The 19,428-nt window shown below is 63.1% G+C and carries 20 protein-coding genes; 8 read left to right on the top strand and 12 right to left on the bottom strand.

Features of this window, described 5'->3' with window-relative positions; genetic code table 11:
- Positions 1 to 16 precede the first annotated feature (16 nt).
- Together NUX07_RS00140 and NUX07_RS00135 are read left to right on the top strand one after the other, a co-directional pair.
- Positions 17 to 2,458, top strand: a complete 2,442-nt coding sequence (locus NUX07_RS00140) for an ABC transporter permease (protein ID WP_265527991.1) — start codon at positions 17 to 19, stop codon at positions 2,456 to 2,458.
- Between the two features lie 103 nt (positions 2,459 to 2,561).
- Positions 2,562 to 2,822: a hypothetical protein gene (locus NUX07_RS00135; RefSeq protein WP_265527990.1), complete on the top strand. Its 261-nt coding sequence runs from the start codon at positions 2,562 to 2,564 to the stop codon at positions 2,820 to 2,822.
- On the opposite strand, the gene NUX07_RS00130 is transcribed toward NUX07_RS00135, so the two are convergent.
- Complete coding sequence (locus NUX07_RS00130; protein ID WP_265527989.1) at positions 2,819 to 3,715, bottom strand: peptidylprolyl isomerase; 897 nt, start codon at positions 3,713 to 3,715, stop codon at positions 2,819 to 2,821. The two genes, NUX07_RS00135 and NUX07_RS00130, sit on opposite strands and share 4 nt — an antisense overlap.
- Positions 3,716 to 3,835: 120 nt before the next feature.
- Here NUX07_RS00130 and NUX07_RS00125 point away from each other — a divergent pair, with 120 nt between their 5' ends.
- Positions 3,836 to 4,246 carry a hypothetical protein gene (locus NUX07_RS00125; RefSeq protein ID WP_265527988.1) on the top strand — a complete coding sequence of 137 codons (411 nt, stop codon included), beginning with the start codon at positions 3,836 to 3,838 and terminating at the stop codon, positions 4,244 to 4,246.
- Here NUX07_RS00125 and NUX07_RS00120 read toward each other — a convergent pair.
- Genes NUX07_RS00120 through NUX07_RS00095 form a run of 6 tightly spaced genes read right to left on the bottom strand, consistent with a single transcriptional unit; the run spans position 4,243 to position 8,682 of the window.
- Positions 4,243 to 4,506 carry a hypothetical protein gene (locus NUX07_RS00120; RefSeq protein WP_265527987.1) on the bottom strand — a complete coding sequence of 88 codons (264 nt, stop codon included), beginning with the start codon at positions 4,504 to 4,506 and terminating at the stop codon, positions 4,243 to 4,245. The genes NUX07_RS00125 and NUX07_RS00120 overlap by 4 nt on opposite strands.
- 46 nt (positions 4,507 to 4,552) lie before the next feature.
- Positions 4,553 to 4,945 (bottom strand): lasso peptide biosynthesis B2 protein, encoded by a 393-nt coding sequence (locus NUX07_RS00115; RefSeq protein ID WP_265527986.1) that lies wholly within the window; start codon positions 4,943 to 4,945, stop codon positions 4,553 to 4,555.
- Positions 4,942 to 6,582, bottom strand: coding sequence for an asparagine synthase-related protein (locus NUX07_RS00110; protein WP_265527985.1), 1,641 nt, complete (start codon positions 6,580 to 6,582; stop codon positions 4,942 to 4,944). Before NUX07_RS00110 ends, NUX07_RS00115 begins: the two co-directional genes overlap by 4 nt.
- Before the next feature lie 2 nt (positions 6,583 to 6,584).
- Positions 6,585 to 6,710 carry a hypothetical protein gene (locus NUX07_RS00105; protein WP_265527984.1) on the bottom strand — a complete coding sequence of 42 codons (126 nt, stop codon included), beginning with the start codon at positions 6,708 to 6,710 and terminating at the stop codon, positions 6,585 to 6,587.
- A 35-nt stretch (positions 6,711 to 6,745) separates the two neighbouring features.
- On the bottom strand, positions 6,746 to 8,359 hold the full coding sequence (locus tag NUX07_RS00100; RefSeq protein ID WP_265527983.1) for an ABC transporter ATP-binding protein: 1,614 nt from the start codon (positions 8,357 to 8,359) through the stop codon (positions 6,746 to 6,748).
- Complete coding sequence (locus NUX07_RS00095; protein WP_265527982.1) at positions 8,356 to 8,682, bottom strand: PqqD family peptide modification chaperone; 327 nt, start codon at positions 8,680 to 8,682, stop codon at positions 8,356 to 8,358. Before NUX07_RS00095 ends, NUX07_RS00100 begins: the two co-directional genes overlap by 4 nt.
- Between NUX07_RS00095 and NUX07_RS00090 the strand changes: the two genes are divergently transcribed.
- Positions 8,681 to 9,523, top strand: coding sequence for a hypothetical protein (locus NUX07_RS00090; protein ID WP_265527981.1), 843 nt, complete (start codon positions 8,681 to 8,683; stop codon positions 9,521 to 9,523). The genes NUX07_RS00095 and NUX07_RS00090 overlap by 2 nt on opposite strands.
- Positions 9,524 to 9,581: 58 nt before the next feature.
- On the opposite strand, the gene ykgO is transcribed toward NUX07_RS00090, so the two are convergent.
- Together ykgO and NUX07_RS00080 are read right to left on the bottom strand one after the other, a co-directional pair.
- On the bottom strand, positions 9,582 to 9,707 hold the full coding sequence (gene ykgO / locus NUX07_RS00085) for a type B 50S ribosomal protein L36 (protein ID WP_183934348.1): 126 nt from the start codon (positions 9,705 to 9,707) through the stop codon (positions 9,582 to 9,584).
- 123 nt (positions 9,708 to 9,830) lie between these two features.
- Entirely contained in the window at positions 9,831 to 11,402 is a 1,572-nt protein-coding gene (locus tag NUX07_RS00080) for a M20/M25/M40 family metallo-hydrolase (RefSeq protein ID WP_265527980.1), read from the bottom strand.
- 171 nt (positions 11,403 to 11,573) lie between these two features.
- Here NUX07_RS00080 and NUX07_RS00075 point away from each other — a divergent pair, with 171 nt between their 5' ends.
- Together NUX07_RS00075 and gpmA are read left to right on the top strand one after the other, a co-directional pair.
- The gene (locus NUX07_RS00075; protein WP_265527979.1) at positions 11,574 to 12,716 is read left to right on the top strand and encodes a M14 family metallopeptidase; all 1,143 of its coding nucleotides are present in this window, start codon (positions 11,574 to 11,576) and stop codon (positions 12,714 to 12,716) included.
- Positions 12,713 to 13,399, top strand: coding sequence for a 2,3-diphosphoglycerate-dependent phosphoglycerate mutase (gene gpmA / locus NUX07_RS00070; protein WP_265527978.1), 687 nt, complete (start codon positions 12,713 to 12,715; stop codon positions 13,397 to 13,399). Before NUX07_RS00075 ends, gpmA begins: the two co-directional genes overlap by 4 nt.
- On the opposite strand, the gene NUX07_RS00065 is transcribed toward gpmA, so the two are convergent.
- A complete protein-coding gene (locus NUX07_RS00065) occupies positions 13,396 to 13,962 on the bottom strand; it encodes a GGDEF domain-containing protein (RefSeq protein WP_265527977.1) in 567 nt (188 codons plus the stop codon). The two genes, gpmA and NUX07_RS00065, sit on opposite strands and share 4 nt — an antisense overlap.
- A gap of 116 nt (positions 13,963 to 14,078) precedes the next feature.
- On the opposite strand from NUX07_RS00065, the gene purE reads away from it, so the two are divergent.
- Both purE and NUX07_RS00055 read left to right on the top strand, forming a co-directional pair.
- The gene (gene purE, locus NUX07_RS00060) at positions 14,079 to 14,555 is read left to right on the top strand and encodes a 5-(carboxyamino)imidazole ribonucleotide mutase (RefSeq protein WP_265527976.1); all 477 of its coding nucleotides are present in this window, start codon (positions 14,079 to 14,081) and stop codon (positions 14,553 to 14,555) included.
- A complete protein-coding gene (locus tag NUX07_RS00055) occupies positions 14,552 to 15,607 on the top strand; it encodes a 5-(carboxyamino)imidazole ribonucleotide synthase (protein ID WP_265527975.1) in 1,056 nt (351 codons plus the stop codon). The genes purE and NUX07_RS00055 overlap by 4 nt, the downstream gene beginning before the upstream one ends.
- 40 nt (positions 15,608 to 15,647) lie before the next feature.
- Here NUX07_RS00055 and NUX07_RS00050 read toward each other — a convergent pair whose 3' ends face one another.
- A complete protein-coding gene (locus NUX07_RS00050; RefSeq protein WP_265527974.1) occupies positions 15,648 to 18,467 on the bottom strand; it encodes a M16 family metallopeptidase in 2,820 nt (939 codons plus the stop codon).
- 121 nt (positions 18,468 to 18,588) lie between these two features.
- Complete coding sequence (locus NUX07_RS00045) at positions 18,589 to 19,362, bottom strand: DUF1206 domain-containing protein (protein ID WP_265527973.1); 774 nt, start codon at positions 19,360 to 19,362, stop codon at positions 18,589 to 18,591.
- Between the last annotated feature and the right edge of the window lie 66 nt (positions 19,363 to 19,428).

Here is a 19,428-nt window from a genome sequence, read left to right as displayed (position 1 = left end):
GCTTGCCAAGCGCGACTTGCGCGGTGGTCTCGGCGGGCTCGGCCTGTTGTGGCTGTGCCTGATGTTGTCGGTCGCAGGGTTGGCCGGCGTGCTCAGCCTTGTCGCCTCGCTCGACAAGGCCATTGCCGATAATGGTCGCGCCTTGCTCGGCGGCGACCTCGAACTGCAAGTCGCTAGCCGCAGCGCGAGTGAAGACGAGCTGGCGCTGATGCGCGAATATGGCGAGGTCACGCATGTCGTCGAAACGCGCGCGATGCTGGTCGCCGGACCGGCCAAGATCAGTCTCGTCGAACTGAAGGCCGTCGAGGACAATTATCCGCTAGCCGGCCCGCTCGAATTCGAAGGCGACCGCCCCGGCGAAGGCGAGGTCGGTATCGACCGCGCGCTCGCTGACGATCTCGGGCTAGACATTGGCGATAGCGTGCGATTGGGTTTTGCCGACCTGATCGTCTCGGGGATCGTCAGCGACCGCGCCCAGGGCGGGGGTTTCAATTTCGCCCCGGTCGTCTTCATCGACCAGGCAAGCCTGCCTGCAACACAGCTCACGCAGCCCGGCAGTCTGTACAGCAACGAATATCTGCTGCTGCTCGATGACGAGGATGCCGATCCATCGGTCGCGGGCACCCGGTTCACGACCGAATTTAGCGAAGGAAGCTGGGAATCGACGACGCGCGACGAGGCCGCGGGCGGCACGCAGCGCTTTGTCGCACGCACCGGCGACATGCTGTTGCTGATCGCTTTTTCGGCGCTCGGGATCGGGGCGCTCGGCATTGCCAGCGCGGCCAGGGCCTTTGCCGCAAGCCGACGCGCCACCGTGGCTCAGCTCAAGCTGGTCGGCGGCACGCGCGCGACGATCGGGCTCATGCTGGCGATAGAGATCATTGTCGTGGTCGCCGCGGCGTTGGTCATCGGCCTCACGCTGGGCGCTTTGGTGCCGTTGCTTGTCGGCCAATTCGTTGGCGATCGGTTGCCCATCGCGCCCGATCCAGGGCCGCACTGGGCCGCGCTTGCGCAGGCCAGCCTCGTCGGCATTCTCGTGACACTTGCGGCCGCCTGGTCGCCCGTTGCCAGCGCTCTTGGCGCGCGGCCCGCGGCGCTGCTTCGCGGTAGCCTTGAAGAACAATCCGGAAGGCGCAGCTGGCTAGTGCCGATCCTTGCCGGCGGCGCGGCCATGGCGCTGGCCATCTTTTCGGCGAGCAACGCGGAACTGGCCGCCATCGCGGCAGGCGGGTTCATCGTGCTTGGCCTATTGTTCGCGGGCGCAGGCTGGTTGATCCGCCTGCTCGCAAGACGTCTGAAGCATCGCGGCGGTCCAGTATTCCGGCTCGGCATCGCGGCGCTCGATCGACCGGGCAACGCCACCGTGCGGCTTAGCGTCGCGCTGGGCCTTGGACTTAGCCTGCTGGTGGCGCTTGCTGCTATCGGGCAAAGCCTCCTCAACCAGCTCGACCGATCCATCCCCGAACGCGCTCCGGCCTTCTTCCACCTCGATATCCCGGGGGATCGCGAGGATGAATTCCGTGCCATTGCCGCGGAACATCTGGAGACGCCCGACCTCAATCTCGTCCCCAACCTGCGCGGCAGCGTGACGGTCGTGGACGGCGTAGCCGTTGCCGACATGGAGGAAATCCCCGAAGGCGCGTGGATCCTCAACGGCGACCGCGGGCTGACCTTCCTTGGCGAATTGCCCGACGGCAACGAAATCGTCGAAGGCGAATGGTGGGGTCCCGATTATGTTGGGCCTCCGCTGGTCAGCGTCGATGCCGAAGCGGCGCGCGCGCTCGGCCTGTCGCCGGGCGATACGATCACGGTTTCGATCCTGGGCCGTCCCATTACGGCAGAGGTCGCCTCGCTGCGCGAAATCGACTGGAGCAATTTTGGCGTGAATTTCGCGCTAGTCTTTTCCCCCGGGACCTTCGAGGGCGCGCCCTACACGTTGCTTGGAACCTCGGGCAGCGCGGACGAAACCGACACGCAAGCGTTCGAACAGGCGCTTGTCGCCGCGATGCCGCAGGTCAGTACCATCAGCGTTGCGGATGCCCTCGATCAGGGGCGCGAGATCCTCGAAGGGCTGGACGCCGCGATCCGCATCGCGCTCGGCCTTGCCATCACGATCGGGGTTGCCGTGCTGGCGGGTTCGGTCGTCGCGACTCGGGCGGCGCGGACCCGCGATCTCGTGTTGCTGCGGTTGGTCGGCGGCCAGCAACGCCAGCTGGTGTGGACCCAATTGATCGAATTCTTCACGCTTTCCGGTCTGATTGCGGCGGGCGCGACATTGGTCGGGATCATCGCTGCGAAGTGGATGATCGACGGGCGTTTCGAATTCGAATTTGTCCCCGATTGGCCCGTAATTCTGGCGATTCCGCCGATCGCGGTGTTGCTTGCCGTGGGCGCTGCCCTGATCGCGGCGCGGCCTGCCTTGACCGCGCGCCCGGCGCGCGCATTGCGCGGCCGCTAGGCGAACTTTCCCCAAAGCGTCTCCTTTTCGGACGCAACATATGTTAAGGCAACTTAATGCTTATTTAAGTGTTAATGGGAGGTGGAAAGGACGGATTGTTACGATGACCCATGTACCAACCCTGGCCGAACTCAAGATGGCGCATGACCCGATGGGTCGCGGCTATCACGCGGTTTACCGCGAAAATGAGGTGAACCATTGCCCGGGCTGTGGCCGAACGCATTGGCTGGTGGGTCGTTTGTCCGCTGAATGCGCTTTTTGCTCGACCGCGCTACCGCTTGCCGAAGCCGTCGTAACGCTGGCAAAGCTGCCGCCGGTCATCACCCATCGCAATTGCGACAGCAAGGACGCCTGGGCGGCCTAATCCTCGACCCGGCGGATCGGCACCGGCGCATGGCATAAGGCCATGCCGCCAGCCGATACCTCGTAGAAATCGTCGTAGCGATTGGCCCAGCGGTCAATATAGGCCGCAAAAGCCTCGCTCTTTTCCGACAGATATTCGAACCGCGGGCGAACCTCTTCGGGCATCGCCGATGCAATCGTATAAGACACGATCGGGGTCGCGGACTGTTCTTGCGCGTACATGCCAAGCGGTCCGTCGGTACCGCGCTCCAGGCTGGAAAGATGTTCGATGCCTTCGATCGCGCGCCCGACTATCGCGATGTTGCGATCAAGGTGACGCGGCGCCTGGCCGATGATCACATATAGTTCGGTGCTGTCGCCGGTGCTTGGGGATAGTTCGCGCCCGACGCCCAGCGTGCCGTAGCAATGCGTCAGGCTCGCCGTCCCGTCGTCATACAACGCGACTGGCCATCCGCCAGAAAACCCGGCCATCAGCGAATACGGGTCGGGATAGCCCAGCCGCTTCATATCGAGCCCTTCGCCCGCGAACACATATTCGGCATCAGGCTGGGCGATGACGCCGTCGGGCAGGTCGCGCTCGATATCCCGCAGGCCGAACTGCGCGACGAAATTGTCCTGTACCCGGTACACGCTGGCGCCATCCCAATAGTCGCTGGCCGCTAGCGCGCGGATGTTCTGGACATGCTGCGGCGCTGCATGCGGGGCGAGCTGGAAATAGACTGTGCGATCGCCCGCCAGCTCGAGCACAAGGATGTCATCGGCCGGAATTTCGACCCATGCTTCGGCCGGCGCCGCAGCCACGATCTGGCTCGGCGAAATCTTTTCGCGATCCTGTGCCGGCGCGGTGGCGGCGATTGCCAGCAAAGGCAAGGCGGTGAGAGTGAGAATACGCATGAACGGGCTCCCGTAAGATCGGCCCGGATCCTTGCCGCATGCGCGCCGAAGCGCAACCTTTGCGTAGGCGTGCGCATTGGTTCATGGTATCAAGTGACATTGTATCAAAGGAGAGAGCCAATGTTTCGCATTGCCCTGTTGACCGTGCCTCTCATGCTCGCCGCCTGCGGCGATACATCGCCGCCCGCCGAGAACGAAACCATTCAGACACGCGGTGAAAACCAGGACGCGCTGTTCGAACTTTCCGACATGAACCGCGACATCGCCATGCGACGCGCCATCACCGGGGCGGGCTATCCGTGTGATCGGGTAACCGGGTCGGGCTATGCCGCGCCGTACGAGAATATGGAGATGTGGGTCGCCACTTGTGACGATGATCGCGAATGGGCGGTATTCATCGGCGCCGATGACACGGCGCAGGTTCGCTACTGCGACGATGTCGAAGCGATCGACCTGCCGCGCTGCGATATTACGCGTCTAGGGACAGGCATTTACGCGTCCGATAGCGCCAGTGTGGGGGAAGAGGGCTAGCCCTCGTCGTCACATTTGCGGGTGATCTTGAGTTCGCCCGAGGCGCTCATTTCCTTGATCTCGACGCATTTGCCGTCGCGTTTTTCCTCGCGCCAGCTGCCGTCGGGGTTCACCGTGCGCTTGGCCTTGGGAACGCGCTTGCCATCGACAATCTCGTAATCCCAGTTCTTTGGCGTGCGCGGGCGATCCTGCGACGCCGCAAATGCGGGCCACACGAGCGCGATGCCGGCGATGATCGCCACGGGAATCATCTTGTTCATGCCGCGAATATAACAAATTTCCGCATGAACCGCGGCTGAAAAACGCTCAGGCTTCCGGTTCAGGGCTGCGCGCCAATTCGATGTGGCGCGCGGCCTCGTCCGCGCCCACGACAATACGCTCCCCGCTGGTCAGCCAGACATGCGCCGTCAGATCGCCATCGGTCTTGCCCGTGCCGAAATGCAGTCGCGACGACAGGCGGCGCCGCGCCAGCATCGTACGCGCCGCGAGCGCCTGTTCGTAACACAGGGTACGAAACGGCAGGCGACGGCTGGCCGCGGTCAGCGTGCGATGGATCAGCGCGACCTGTTCTTCGCTCGCGGGTGCGCCCCCGACTGATGCGGAAAAGTGCGTCTTGCTCGGCCGCGCCAGCAACGCCATGCGGGCCATGGCCAGCGCCATGCAGGCTTCAAGATAGACGCTGAAAGGCGGTCGCCTCATCCCCCGATCCGCTGGCCCAGGCGTAGCGCGGCGATGGCGCGGGTGAAATCAAACCGCATTTCGGTCTCGGTATCGGTCGATGCATCCGAAGGACTAAATTCCATCGCCGCACTTTGCAGCGCGTCACCATCGAATGGCGGCGGCACCTCGCTTCGGGCCAGTTGGTCCCGGATCGTCGGCAAGGCCTCCGCAAGCCGCTGCGGCCAATCGGCGCCCTGCAGTCCGCGCTTGGGCTCATCGATCACCGCATCGTCGACCCGCCCACGCAACATAGCGCGAATGAGCGCCCGCGGCTGACCGGGCTGATAGCAATGGCTCTCACGTAGCCGCAGCGAGAATTCGACCAATCTACGATCGGCAAAACCGTCGACCTCGTCGATCCCATAGAGCCTGCGTACCGCCTCATGCCAGGGTCCCGGATCGTGGCCGAGCAGGATGTCGGCGCGGACCTCGCGGCGATCGCGCGCAACGCGCCAGTTTCCCGCGGGCCCTTCGATGAAGCGGACCTGTTCGGACTGGCCAGGCGCCAGCCACGGTAAGCTCAGCGCTGTGATGCCTTTCCGGCTGGCCCCAAGTCGATCGCGGTGCGCGCGTGCGCTCCGCCACCATTGGGCAAGTTTCCCGCGGCGCAGCAGTTCGGCCAACGCGCCGCTTCCCGGCCAGCTCAGGGTAAAATTGCCGAGCGCGCCCGTCAGGATCCGCGACGCACTCAAATCGCGTGCTTTTCGGTAGAGCGGGTCGAGCCAACTGAGATTGTCGGCGTTGGCGATGGGTTCGCCCAGATGTGCCTGCCAGGTATCGATCTGATCGAGCAGCGACGTACGGTCGGATCGCGCGACATAGTGCGGCACGTCCAATGCCTTGGCCGTGGCGGCCGCGCGCGCCGCTTCGTCGAGGAAATAGCCGCGCCCGGGATCGACGGGCGCGCCGTGATGCGTTCCCGTCAGCGTGACCAATGAAGCTTTTTTGGCGGCATGAGAAACGACGAGCGAGCTGTCGAGCCCCCCTGTCAGTTGCGCGGCGATCGGCGGCGTGGCTCCGGCCAGCGCGCGATCCATGGCGGATGCAAACAGGGAATCGGCCTCGGCGACAACGTCGTTAAAATTCGCACCGAGCGGTGTTCGGTCGGGGCGCCAGAAGCGAACGTCATCGCGCCGACCGCTTGAGCGTGACCAGCGGACGAGATGCCCGGGGCGAACGCGCTTTACGTCTGTATACGCCGTGCCATCGCTCGACCGCGTCTGCATTGCCGCGCGGCGGGCGAGCCAGTGCCAGTCGGGGTTGTCGTCGGCTCGCGCCAGGTCCTGCGGCATCGTCGCAGCATCGAGCCGATCGCCATCGATACGAAAATGGAGCGGCCGCGACCCAATCCAGTTGCGCACCAGAAGGACTTCGTCCGTATCGATGAAGATGGCAGCGAACCGCTCGTCGATGTCAGCAAGTCGGTCGAACTGCTTTGCTACGAGGAGGTCGAATATTTTCTGTGGAAAGTGGGGGCTGTCTTGGGGCGGCCAATCGAGGAGCAAGATAGCGCCTGCGTGGGAAACCTCGAGGCGCCAATCATGCGCTGATGCCGTGTCGTGAATGTCGGGCGTAGCGCCGATGCGGAACGTTGCCGCCAGCGGGCCCTCGAACACGCTCAGCTCTTTTTCAGCGGACCGCCTTCGCCGTTGCGGGTCGACCCGCCCATCGTCGCCAGCTTGGTGTCGAGCTTCTGGAGCGTCGGCCGCGCCCAAGGGCGCCGCTGTTTTGGTGTTTTCGTCATGATGATCTCGGCACTGTAATAATTTAGCTGCCACTTTAAGTGGTCTCGGTGCTTTTGCCAAGGGCAATGCGCCGATCACATTGATTAGCCAGCGACATTCGATGCGTGACCAGCACCGCGGCGATGTCGGGAAATTCCATCCTGATCCGCTCGACAAGTGTCCGTGCGGCATCGTCGTCAAGCGCGCCGAGAGCCTCGTCGAGCAACAACAGCGTAGGCCGGCGGCACAGCGCGCGACCGATCAGCAATCGCTGACGCTCGCCGCCCGACAGCCCGCTCCCCAGCTCGACGACTTGCGCATCGAGGGAATGGTCGAGCCCGACACAATCGCAAATGCGTTGGAGTGTAGCGGCATCCAGCTTGCCTTCGGGATCGAGATTCGCGGCAATGGTGTCGTGATAGACAAGATCGGACTGGACGACGTAGGCGATGTGTAGCGGCCAATCAGCGCGCGCGGAGAGCCTTCCACCATCGATTTCGATAGCGCCCTCGGACGGCATTTGCAGGCCTGCAAAAGCATCGACCAGCGTGGTCTTGCCAATGCCCGAAGGACCGGTGATGGCCACCCACTCGCCCGGCGCGACGTCGATATCGACAGGATCGAACAACGGGTCCTCATGCGCCAGCACGAGGCGCCTTGCGCTCAACTGCTGCCACGATCCGCGTTCGGTGGGGGCGCTGGAGGGCACCGTAGCAAGCAGCGGGCGGATGCGTGCAAAGGAGGGGAGCAATGCTGACAGGGTATCGATGATGCGATGCAGGGCCTGCGCGGGCTGGGCCAGCCGCGCGTATAAGATGAGGCTTGCACCGAGAGTCACGATATCCATGCCCAGGACACGTGTGCCCACCAGCACCAGTCCTGCCGCGACAATCGCGCTGACGAGGAGCACGAGCGCGCGCCCGTCCGCCTGGTAATGCAGCAGCCGCTGTTCTCGCGCCGCCATGGCGAGCAGGCGCTGGCGATAGGCATTGGCCAGATACGTGCCGCTCGCTTGTGCCTTGGCTGCCTTGATCGCACCGAAGAGCCGCTGCGCCATCTCGTCCTGTTCGACGTGCAACGCGGCGATGGCTTGGCCATTGGCCCGTGCGCGTCGCCAGCGCGGAACGGAAAGCAGGACGAGCAGTGCCACGCCGACAAGCACCGCCAGCGTGAAAACGGGCGCAAGCCAGGCAGCTGCCGCGCCCGCTACCAGCAGCAAGGCCAGCGTTACCCCTAGGGCCAGCAGCTGGTCGGCCGCAGCCGCTGCGCGGGGCGTGTCGAAGCCCAATAGCGACTGGATATCGCCGCGCCCCCGAACGGCGAAGTCGGCAAAGGGCGCGTCAACCAGCGATCGGGCGACCCGCGCGCCGAGCTCGGCTTCAAACCGCGCGCCGATCGACGCGCTCAACCGGTCGCGCCACCAGCCGAGGCCGATGCGCAGGCCCATGGCTCCCAGAAACAGGAGCAGCGCCTGTTCCAGCGAAAGACCGATCGCACCGAGGACCGGGAAGCTGCCGGCCTCGAGCGCGGCGCCGACCAGCGGGACGATCGAAAGGATCCCGATCGTCTCCGCCGCGGCGCTGGCCAGCATGAGCGTCAGCAGCAGCCACAGTCGCCAGCCGGCAGAGACCGCCAGTCGTGACAGCAGCGCGCGCGCCTGACCGATCATGCGGCGATACGCAGCAGGCCTGCCTCGACCATGTCCACCAGGAATGGCTGGAGATCGGCGGCGCATTGCGCTTCGTCGACGTCGTAGGTGTCGACCATCCTGGCGATGATGGCGCTGAGCGTAATAGGCGCGGCGGCAAGGTGCCAGATCTCGGTCCCGATCTTGTCGAGCCCGAAGCAGTCGCCCTTGTCCATATCGAGCGCAACCAGCTCGCCATCGACCTCGCCGGAGGGCAATTTGTCGTTGCGAACAAAGATCGTGTCGGGCGCGTACATGGCTTTGGGGCTAGCCGCGCGGCGGATGATCGGCAAGGTGGTGTCCATGTATCGCGCCTTCGGCCTCCTGATCGACAGCGAACTGCCCCTGCCGGAATTGGCTGAAGGGAGGGGCGCCGCCGATGTCATCATTCGGCGGCATGCTCAAGCACCGCCCGATGAGCGCGGGGATGGCGCCTACTGGTTCGCGCCTGAGGAGGATCCGTTCGTTTATCGGGTCGCAAACGGCGCGCAGATCGATATCTGGGCGCCACCCGACGCACTGCGCGAGGATATTTCGATCTGGCTTTTAGGAACGGTGATGGCGGCGCTCCTCCACCAGCGCGCAAGGCTGACAGTGCACGCAAACTGTCTCGAAACGCCGCAGGGCGTGTCGGTTGCTTTTGCTGGCGACAGCGGCGCGGGAAAATCGAGCCTCGCCGCGATGGCCGCGGCAGCCGGATGGGCGGTGCTTGGAGACGACCTGCTGGCGCTCGATGCCGATGGCAATGTGCATCCGGGCGTGCTGCGCCTCAAATTGTGGCGCGACGATCTGGCACTCTTGGGCTTGAAGCCGGACAGTTTGCGAAAGGTCGCGAGCGATCTCGACAAGTTCCACGTACCTTTACCGCCGGTGCAGTCTGGCGCGCGCACATTGTCGCGCCTCTACGTCCTGGAAAGTGGTGCGCTCGCGTTCGAGCGGTTGGAAGGCGTCGCCGCGGCCAATGCGCTGCTTGCCAATCTCTACCGCTTCGGCGTGGGGCAGGAGGTACGCGGGGAAACGGGGGACCAGTTCACCGAAGCGCTGGCGCTGGCCGGCAAGCTCGAAATCTGGCGGTTCTCGCGACCGGACGATCGCGATGGGCTGGCCGATCATTTCGCTGCGCTGGCGGCGCATCTCGAAGCCTGAAACGAAAAACGCCCGCCGGTGAGGGCGGGCGTTTGTCTCAAGCCGAATCGGCTGCCGATTAGCCCTGGCGGGCCTTGAAGCGGCGATTGGTCTTGTTGATCACATAGGTGCGACCACGACGACGGATAACCCGGCAATCGCGGTGGCGCGACTTCAGCGATTTCAAAGAGTTACGTACTTTCATGGCCGGATACCCTTGCCTCTAATTCAATAAGTTTTCGGGGGCTTTGCCTCCAAAGCTGGCGGCGAGATAAGTGCGCGCAGCAGATTCGTCAAGGCCAAAGCCCGGTTTCTCCTCGGAATTTCGCTATTTGATCGGCGCCTTGGGCGCATCGGGTGCGAACAGGTCGCCGAAGAAGTTGCCCTCGTACCAGAGTGGGCGCTGCGGATTGTTCGCGAGCCGGTTGGCAATGCGGTAGTTAAGCTCGGCATATCGGGCGAGCGCGGGATAGTTGATGTCGAGCGACAGGTCGTCGTCGGCCTGGTGATAATAATCCGCGAAGAACTTGTTCCACTTGGCCTCGCCGCCATTGCCGTAACCGGTGAAAAGCAAGATTGCTGGAATGCCCTTTTTGGCGAACTCGTAATGGTCCGAGCGGGTGAAGATCGCCTGGCCCGGCATCGGATCGGGCGCAACGCGAATGCCGATTTCCGCGCCCGCTTCGGCGACCGCCACGGCGATCGTGTTATGCGGTGCGCCAAAAGCAGTGACGTCAGTAAAGTCGTAGAGCGGGACGGGCATGTCGAGATTGACGACGCCGATCAGGTCGCTGACCGTGGGATTGGTGGCGTAATAGCTGGCACCGAGAAGGCCCAGCTCTTCGGCGGAGAATGCGACGAAGAGGATTGAGCGATCTGGTTTCTCGTCCGCCGTGGCGAAAAGCCGCGCCGCCTCGAGCATGGTGGCGATGCCCGATGCGTTATCGAGCGCGCCGTTGTAGATATTGTCGCCCTTCTCATCCTCGCGAATGCCGAGATGATCGAGGTGCCCGGTCATTGCGACATGCTCGTTCGCCATCGCCGGATTGGCGCCGGGCAATTTGGCGACGACATTGGGAGCGTTGAATTCGCTCCATTCGAAGCTGGCCCTGACCGACATTCTGCTGCGAAGGTCGAAGCTGGGAAGCGCATCGCCCTTGCGGGCGGCCGCCGCCAGCGCATCGAAATCGCGGCCCGAACGGGAAAAGAGCTTCTTGGCATCGCCGGTAGACACGAAAGCGCGCATCTTGAGGTCGCCCGGCAGGTTGCTGGCGCGGCCCTCGTGGTCGATCCATGCTGTCGTCGGACGATTGGCGAAGAAATTGACAAAGCGGCCCGAGCCGATGGTGATGACGCCCGCCGCGCCGCGCCGTGCGGCGCTGTCGACCTTGCTGTTCCCGAGGTGCGCGGGAATGTCGCTATTGAGGTCATTGGGAAGGTCGGGCGTGCCGTTGAAGACCACGACGATCTTGCCCGCCACGTCGACCCCGGCATAGCTGTCGTGGCCGTAGGCGCCCGCTTCCAATCCGTAGCCAAGGAACACCAAATCGGCATCGAGGTCGAGGCGCTCGCTGTCGACGTTCGGGGTTACCTTGATGTCGCCCGTCTTGTTGCCATCGACCCGCACTTCGCTGCCAGTCAGGCTTGAGCGGCGATAGAGGATGTTCTGCAAATAGGTGCCGTCGTCGCCCGCCGGCTCGAGCCCGAGCGCGCGGTAGCGGCTGGCGACGTAAAGCGCGGCCAGGTCATAGCCGCGCTGGCCCGAGCCGCGACCTTCAAGCAGATCATCGGCAAGAAATTCGACATGAGCCTGCACTTCGCTCGCCTCGGCGCGCATCTCCTGCGCGGCGGCGGGCGTGACAGCGAGGAAAAAGGCGGCGGCGGTAAGCGCGAGACGCATGGCAATCGGTCCTGATGTGAAATTCGATCGCCCTGCTAGCGGGATTCCCGCGCACGCGCGAACAGATTCTGCAAACGGGAGCCCAGTGCCGATGAAGGGCTTTCCATCGCCACGGACGCTGACTATCAGGAGCGCGATCCAACCGGTCCGAATATTCAAGCAGGGGTTTCCATGGGCGTATCGATTTCCAGTGCATTCGACAGCGGCAATATCCGTGTCATCAGCATCGAGGACAACGAGATCGAGCTGGAGATCGTGAAAGATCACCAAAGCGACTTCTACCAGTGGTTCCATTTCCGCCTGACGGGCGCACGCAGCCGCGACATGGTGCTGAAGATCAGCAATGCGGGCGGTGCGGCCTATCCCGATGGATGGACCGACTACAAGGCGGTAATGTCGACCGATCGTGAGGATTGGGAACGCGTTGATGCCACCAGCTATGAGGACGGCGTGCTCACCATCAAGCTGGTGCCCGACACCGACAGCGTCTTCCTCGCTTATTTTGCGCCCTATTCGATCGAGCGCTGTCTCGACCTGGTCTCGACCGTCGCGGCGCTGCCGGGCGTCGATTATGAAAGCCTCGGCCATACGATCGATGGGCAGGATCTCGACTATCTCAAGCTGGGTGAGGGCGATCTCGTCGTCTGGCTCTACGCCCGCCAGCATCCGGGCGAAACACAGGCCAGCTGGTGGATGGAAGGGGCGCTCAAAAAGCTTACCGACTATGACGACCCGGTGACGCGCACGCTGCTAAAGGAATGCACGCTGCACATCGTGCCCAACATGAATCCCGATGGCTCGAAGCGCGGGCATCTGCGCACCAATGCGGTCGGCACCAACCTCAACCGCGAATGGAACAATCCGACGCAGGAGAAGAGCCCCGAGGTCCTGTACGTCCGCAATCGCATGGACGAAACGGGCGTCGATTTCGCGATGGACGTGCACGGCGATGAGGCGATCCCCGCGAACTTCCTTGCCGGGTTCGAAGGCATCCCCTCGCTCAAGAAGGAGCAACAGGCACTGTTCGACCTGTTCAGCGATACGCTCAAGAAGCGCACGCCCGACTTCCAGGACGAAAAGGGATACGAAAAATCGAAGCCCGGCAAGGCCAACCTGTCGATGTCGACGACCCAGCTGGCCGAACGCTTCGGTGCGGTATCGATGACGCTGGAAATGCCCTTCAAGGACAATGACGACCTGCCCGACGCGATCTACGGCTGGAGCCCCGAGCGCTGCCGCCAGCTTGGCGCTGCCTGCCTCGACAGCCTTGCGACGATCCTGCCCGACCTCAAGGCTTGGAAAGCCGATAAATGAGCCAGCTCGTCCTCGTCCGTCACGGCCAGTCGCAATGGAACCTCGAAGGCCGCTTCACCGGCTGGTGGGACGTCGACCTGACCGTAAAGGGCGTCGAAGAAGCGCGTGAAGCGGGGCGCACGATGAAAGCCGCGGGCCTCGACTTCGATACGTGCTTCACCTCGATGCAGAGCCGCGCCATCCGTACGCTGCACCTAGCATTGCACGAGATGGATCGCCTGTGGCTGCCGGTGACCAAGCACTGGCGCCTCAACGAACGTCACTATGGCGGGCTGACCGGGCTCAACAAGCAGGAAATGCGCGACAAGGTCGGCGACGAGCAGGTGCACATCTGGCGCCGCAGCTTCGATGTGCCGCCGCCCGAGATGGAGCAGGACAGTCCTTACGAAATGTCCGGCGACCGCCGCTACGAAGGCGTTACCGTGCCGCGCACCGAAAGCCTCAAGCTGACGATCGAGCGGGTACTGCCATATTATGAGGACGTCATCATGCCCGAGCTTAAATCGGGCAAGCGCGTTCTGATCAGTGCACACGGCAACAGCTTGCGTGCGCTGGTGAAGCATCTCTCAGGCATTTCGGACGAAGACATTACCGGTTTGGAAATCCCGACCGGCAAGCCGATCGTCTACGATCTCGACGACACGTTCCAGTCAGGCCAGCGGGCATATGTCGGCGAGGCCTAGTCCTTGCGTGCGTACATATCCTTGTCGGCGCGATCGAGCAGCGTATTGGGATCATCGTCCTTGCGCACCATCGTGATGCCGATCGTCACGGCCAGCGGGACGGGCCGGTCTTCATAGACGAAGTCGCTTGCCGCCACGACCGTTTCCAGCCGTCTCGCGGTCTCCTGCGCTTCCTGTTCATCGACATGGGCGAGCAGGACGCAAAATTCGTCCCCGCCATAGCGGCCGATCACGTCGCTCGCTCGTAGGGTATCGCCAAGGAGCCGGGTCACGTGCTTCAGCGCCGCGTCGCCGGCGCGGTGCCCATGACGGTCGTTCACTGCCTTGAGCCCATCGAAATCGAGAAACAGCAAGGCTGCGCTCTCCCCATAGCGGGTGGCGCGCGAGACGAAGCGGGCGACTTCGCGCATCAGGCCGCGGCGATTGGGCACCTTCAGCAGGGCATCCTCATGCGCCATCGCATCGAGATCGCTGACGCGTTGGCGCAGGGCCTCGTTCTCCTCGCGCAGTCGCTCAAGCTCGGTCGCCTCGGAGGCATTAGTCAGGTCGCTACGCTCGGCCATCTAAGCGAACATAGCCGATGTCGGCGCGCATATCATCTCGGCTTATCGCACCCGTTGCGCCTCATGCCTGACTTGGCCTACACGCAAGCGCTCTCACCGTTATAACGGGAAAGCATATGACCGTCGGTATCATCATGGGCAGCCAGTCGGACTGGGAGACGATGCGGCATGCCGCCGAGACGCTCGAGGCGCTCGGCATTCCTTACGAAAAGAAGATCGTTTCGGCGCACCGCACGCCCGATCGGCTGGTCGATTATGCCAAGGGCGCGAAGGCACGCGGTCTCAAGGCAATTATCGCCGGGGCCGGGGGCGCAGCGCACCTGCCCGGGATGACCGCCTCGATGACACCGCTTCCGGTACTGGGTGTGCCGGTACAGTCGAACGCGATGCGCGGTGTCGATAGTCTCTATTCCATCGTCCAGATGCCCGCGGGCATCCCCGTCGGCACGTTGGCTATTGGCCGCGCCGGTGCGGTCAACGCTGCGCTGCTAGCCGCCGCCATGCTGGCGACGAACGACGATGCGCTGGCCGCTCGGCTCGACGATTGGCGCCAAGAACAGACCGACAGCATTGCGGAGGAACCGACCGAATGATCCCACCCGGATCGACCATTGGCATCATCGGTGGAGGCCAGCTCGGACGTATGCTGTGCCAGGCCGCTTCGCAGCTTGGCTACAAGGTCAATGTCTACGCGCCAGACCCCGATCCGCCCGCGGCGTCCGTCGCGAGCCTTTATGTCTGCGCCGACTACGGCAACACCGATGCGCTCGCCGCCTTTGCCGCCGATTGCGACGTCGTGACGTACGAATTCGAGAACCTGCCGGTCGATCCGCTCGAAACGCTCGGCGACCAGTTGCAGCCGACCACGGCAAGTCTCGCCATCGCGCAGGATCGTGCTCACGAAAAACGGTTCATCGAAGAGCAGGGCGGCAAGGTTGCCGGGTGGCACATTATCGATTCCGCAGACGACCTCGACGCGGCGGCAGAGCAATTGGGCTACCCGCTGGTCATCAAGTCTCGTCGTCTGGGCTACGACGGCAAGGGGCAGGCCTGGGTGCGCGAACATGCGCAGCTGATGGATGCCTGGGAGGCAATCGACCGCGAGCCTGCGATCGCCGAAGCTGCAGTCGACTTCCTCGCCGAATTCTCGATCCTCGTCGCGCGCAAGGCCAATGACGAGATGAAGGTCTGGAACGCGCCGCGCAACATTCATGACGGCGGCATATTGCGCCGATCCGAAGTGCCCGCGGGCCACCCGGTCGATCAGCAGGTCGACGAAGCCGTTGCCATCGCCTGCAAGTTGGCCAGCGAAATGGGGCATGTCGGGGTAATGGCGGTCGAATTCTTCGCCACCGAAAACGGCCCGCTGATCAACGAGATCGCACCGCGCGTCCACAATAGCGGCCACTGGACGATCGAAGGCGCGCTCACCAGCCAGTTCGAGCAGCATGTCCGCTGCATTTGCGATCTTCCGCTGGGCGATACCGGGTTGGTCGCGCCGCACGTGACGATGGACAACCTGATCGGCAGCGAAGTCGAAAGCTGGGAGCGCCTGCTAGGCGAGGAGGACGCGCACCTGCACCTCTACGGCAAGCGCGAAGCACGCCCCGGACGCAAAATGGGGCACGTTACCCGGCTTGGATAACGCGCCCCACGTTGTCTTGGGCTAGAGTGAACCCCGGCGCTTACAGGCCGAGATCGCCTGCCATTTCATATTCGATGCCCGCTTCGTCGAGCTGCGGGCGGACGACATCGGCATCGCCGACGATCACCCACACCCAGCCATCGGGATCGATGACATCGCGGATGGTCGCGTCGAGGCCTTCGCGGGTCTGCGCCGCATATTTCTCCGAGAGCGTCTCGTAATAGTCCATCGGACGGCCGAGCTCGACATTGTTGCGAATGCCGCCAAGGACCGAATTCGACGTTTCGAACTGCCCCGGAAGCGCGGCGATATTGCTCGCCTTGATGCGCGCCAGTTCGGCGTCGGTGACGCCATTTTCCGACAGGAAGTCGCGATACTGGAAGTCCAGCGCCTTGTAGCTATCGGCCGTGCGGTCCGCTTGTACCGGCGCCGTGATCAGGTAACCGACATCGGCATCGCGGCGCTGCACCGAACCGCGCACGCCATAGGACCAGCCCTTGGTTTCGCGAAGATCCATGTTGATACGCGACAGGAAGTTGCCCCCCAATGCTTCGTTGGCGGCATTGAGGTCCACCAAGTCGGCAGTCGGATCGATCGGCAGGATTTGCGCGGCGGCAACCACCGATTGCGGCGAATCCGGACGATCGATCAGCACCACGCGGGTCGACGTCGGGCGCGTCGGGCGGTCAGGGAAGACCTTCTCGCCCTTGGCGACGCTTGGGGCCGCCCAGTCACCGAATTCGGCCTCCAGCGCAGCCTGGACTTGCTCCAGCGGAAGGTCGGAAACGACGTAGACCTCCATGTTATCGGGACGGATATAGGCATCCTTGAAGGCCACCAGATCGTCGCGATCGAAGGACTTGATCGCGTTTTCATCGCCGAACGGGCTAGCGCCGTACGGATCGTTTTCGCCGTAGATGATCTTGGGCAGCGCCATCGCAAGCAGCCCGTTGGGGCTCGACTTGGCGCGAGCGATACCGGCCAGCGCCTGGCTGCGCACACGATTGATTTCGCCTTCGGCAAAGGTCGGTTCGCGCAGCATCGTGCCGAGCAGGTCGAGCGAGGCCGCCAGGTTCGTCGACAGCGCCGACATGCTGGCGATGCTTTCATCCTGGCTGTTGCCGAAACCGATATTGGCGCCGAGCGCTTCTTCGGCTTCGGCGATCGCCTGCGCATCCATGCCGCCCGCACCTTCATCGAGCAGACCCATCGTCATGTTGGCAAGGCCGGCGCGCCCAATGCCGTCGGCAGACGAACCGGCGTCGAATTCGATGACCAACTGGGTCACCGGCACCGTGTCGCGCTGCGCATAATAGAGCATCGCGCCGTTCGAAAGCTGCACGCTTTCGACATCGGGGAAGTCGAGCGCCGAGGTCGTGCCGATGGGCGGCATTTCACGCTTGGTGATTTCATATTCGCGCACTTCGGTGCTCGATGGCGGCGGGCCCTCGGGTTCCTCATATTCGCCGCGTTCGCCCGGCATGAGGTTGACGGTTACCGACGGGCGGGCAAGCCATTTGGCAGCCGCCGCGCGCACGTCTTCGGGCGTCAGCGAGGCATATTCCTGCAGCGCTTCAGCATAATAATTGCTGTCGTCCGAATAGAGCTTGCCTTCGGCGAGCGCATTGGCCTTGCCGCCAAAGCCGCCAACCTGCTCGAGCCCGCGGATCCGGTCGGCCAACAGGTCGGTGACCGCGCGGTCGACTTCTTCCTGCGTCGGGCCTTCGATCACGAACTTGGTCAGGATCTCGTTGAGACGCTGTTCGAGCGCGTTGACCTCGACACCTTCCTTGGCTTCGGCGCCCATGGAAAAGCGGCCGAGACGGTGAAACGCCTGGTTGCTGGCGTAAGCATTGTTCGCGATTTCTTCGCCGCGAACGATCTGCGCGTCCAATCGCGAGGACGCGAGGCCGCCGAGGATGCGCCCGGCAATTTCCAGCGCTTCGACATCGGGATCATTGAGACCGCCGACCACCCAGTGCTTTTGCACCCGCGGCGTCGGGATGCGATCGTACATGACCAGGCGCTTGGCTTCGCCAAGCGTCGGCACATCGGCTTGCGCCGGGTTGTTCACCTTGCCGCGCGGAATGGCGCCGAAATATGTCTCGACGGCGGGGCGCGCTTCTTCGGCGTTGATGTCCCCGGCGATCACGATGACCGCGTTGTTGGGACCATATTTGTCGATGAACCAGTTCTGGACATCACCCAGAGTCGCGCTGTTGAGATCGGCCATCGAACCGATGGTCGAGTGACGATAGGGATGACCTTCGGGCAGCAGCGCTTCCGACACTTCGTAGCCAACAAGACCACCCGGCTGGTTGTCGCCAAGACGCTTTTCGTTTTGGACGACGCCAATCTGGTTGGTCAGCTTTTCCTGCGTCACCGCGCCAAGCAGGTAACCCATGCGGTCGCTTTCCATGAACAGGACGCGTTCGAAGGCGCCGGTGGGCACGTTCTGGAAATAGTTGGTCCGGTCGTACCAGGTCGTGCCGTTGAGATTGGTGGCGCCGATCTGTTCGGTCCATTCGAAATAGTCGCCCGGCAGGTTCTCCGAACCATTGAACATCAGATGTTCGAACAAGTGCGCAAAGCCGGTCTTGCCCTTGGGCTCGTCCTTCGAGCCGACATTATACCACACCGATACCGCGATAATCGGCGCCTTGCGATCTTCGTGGACGATAACGGTAAGGCCATTGTCGAGGGTGAAGGTTTCGTGCTCGATCTTGACCTGGTCGACGAGGCTCTGCAGCGCCTCGTTCGATGCCTCGACGTGATTATCGGTCGCGACGGCCAGCGAGGGTACGGCGGTCAGCGCGGTCGCACTGGCGAGTGCGGCGGCAAATGTCTTGAACTTGTTCATACTATCTCCGCGATGCGTAGGAATTCCCGCGCGCGACGTTGGCTGCGCGCACGGCAAAGGGCAAGGGTGGCCGAAAGGTGGTCTACCAACGGCCTATCGCGGTCGACGAATGGCGGAAGGCCTAGTGGTGGGGACGCAAATCCTTGTTGGGGATGACGCGATACTTGGCTTCGACAAGACTGAAGAGGCCGAAAAGGATCAGCCCGATGCACAAGATCGTGAACAGCGTGCCGGTATCCCTGAGACTGCTCAGCGCTCCGGCCAGCCCTCTGGCCTGGTCGCTGTCGCCGCCCGCGGCCTGAACCACGAACCAGCCTGACACGATGAAAACGACGCCGCGCGCGAGATGCCCGGCCAGCCCGAACCACTCAACAAATGGCGGCGTATCGCCCGTCAGGCCCTCTAGGAATTCGCGCGTGACACCCTTCTTGATCTGGAAAGCGCCGGCGACGAGGATGCCTGCGCCAACGGTCAGGACCAACCAAGCCGGCGCCATCTGCGCGGCTTCTTCGGTCCCGTCGCCAGACCCTCCCGATCCCAGTAGTGTCTTGGCCGCAAGATAGGCGAGGATGAAATAGCCCAGCCCGCCGACGATATAGAAGAAGCGCTTGATCTTGCCCTTGGTGTCGTCGTCGATGCCCTCGTAGTTCTGGACGGCATTCATGATTTTCCAGATGCCATAGCCGATCGCACCCAGGGCAATGATACCAAGCATCACCATACCTGCGGGAAGGTCTTCCACGCTCTTGAAAAGATCGGACGTGCTATCGGGCGCCGCTGCGCTCAGCGCGACATAGCCCAGCAGGATGTAGATGAGACCGCGCGCGAAAAAGCCGATGCGCGTCCAGGTCTCGAGGTTCGAGGCGGTGGATTCCAATCCGGAGGTACTGACCATCAATATGGCTCCCTGTTCTGTTTCCCCCATTTCAGGGCAAGACGATTGGGCAGGTGGCATGGTTCC

Source organism: Sphingomicrobium marinum, from assembly GCF_026157105.1.
Taxonomy (GTDB): Bacteria; Pseudomonadota; Alphaproteobacteria; order Sphingomonadales; family Sphingomonadaceae; genus Sphingomicrobium; species Sphingomicrobium marinum.
This window is presented reverse-complemented; position numbering and strand designations above follow the sequence as displayed.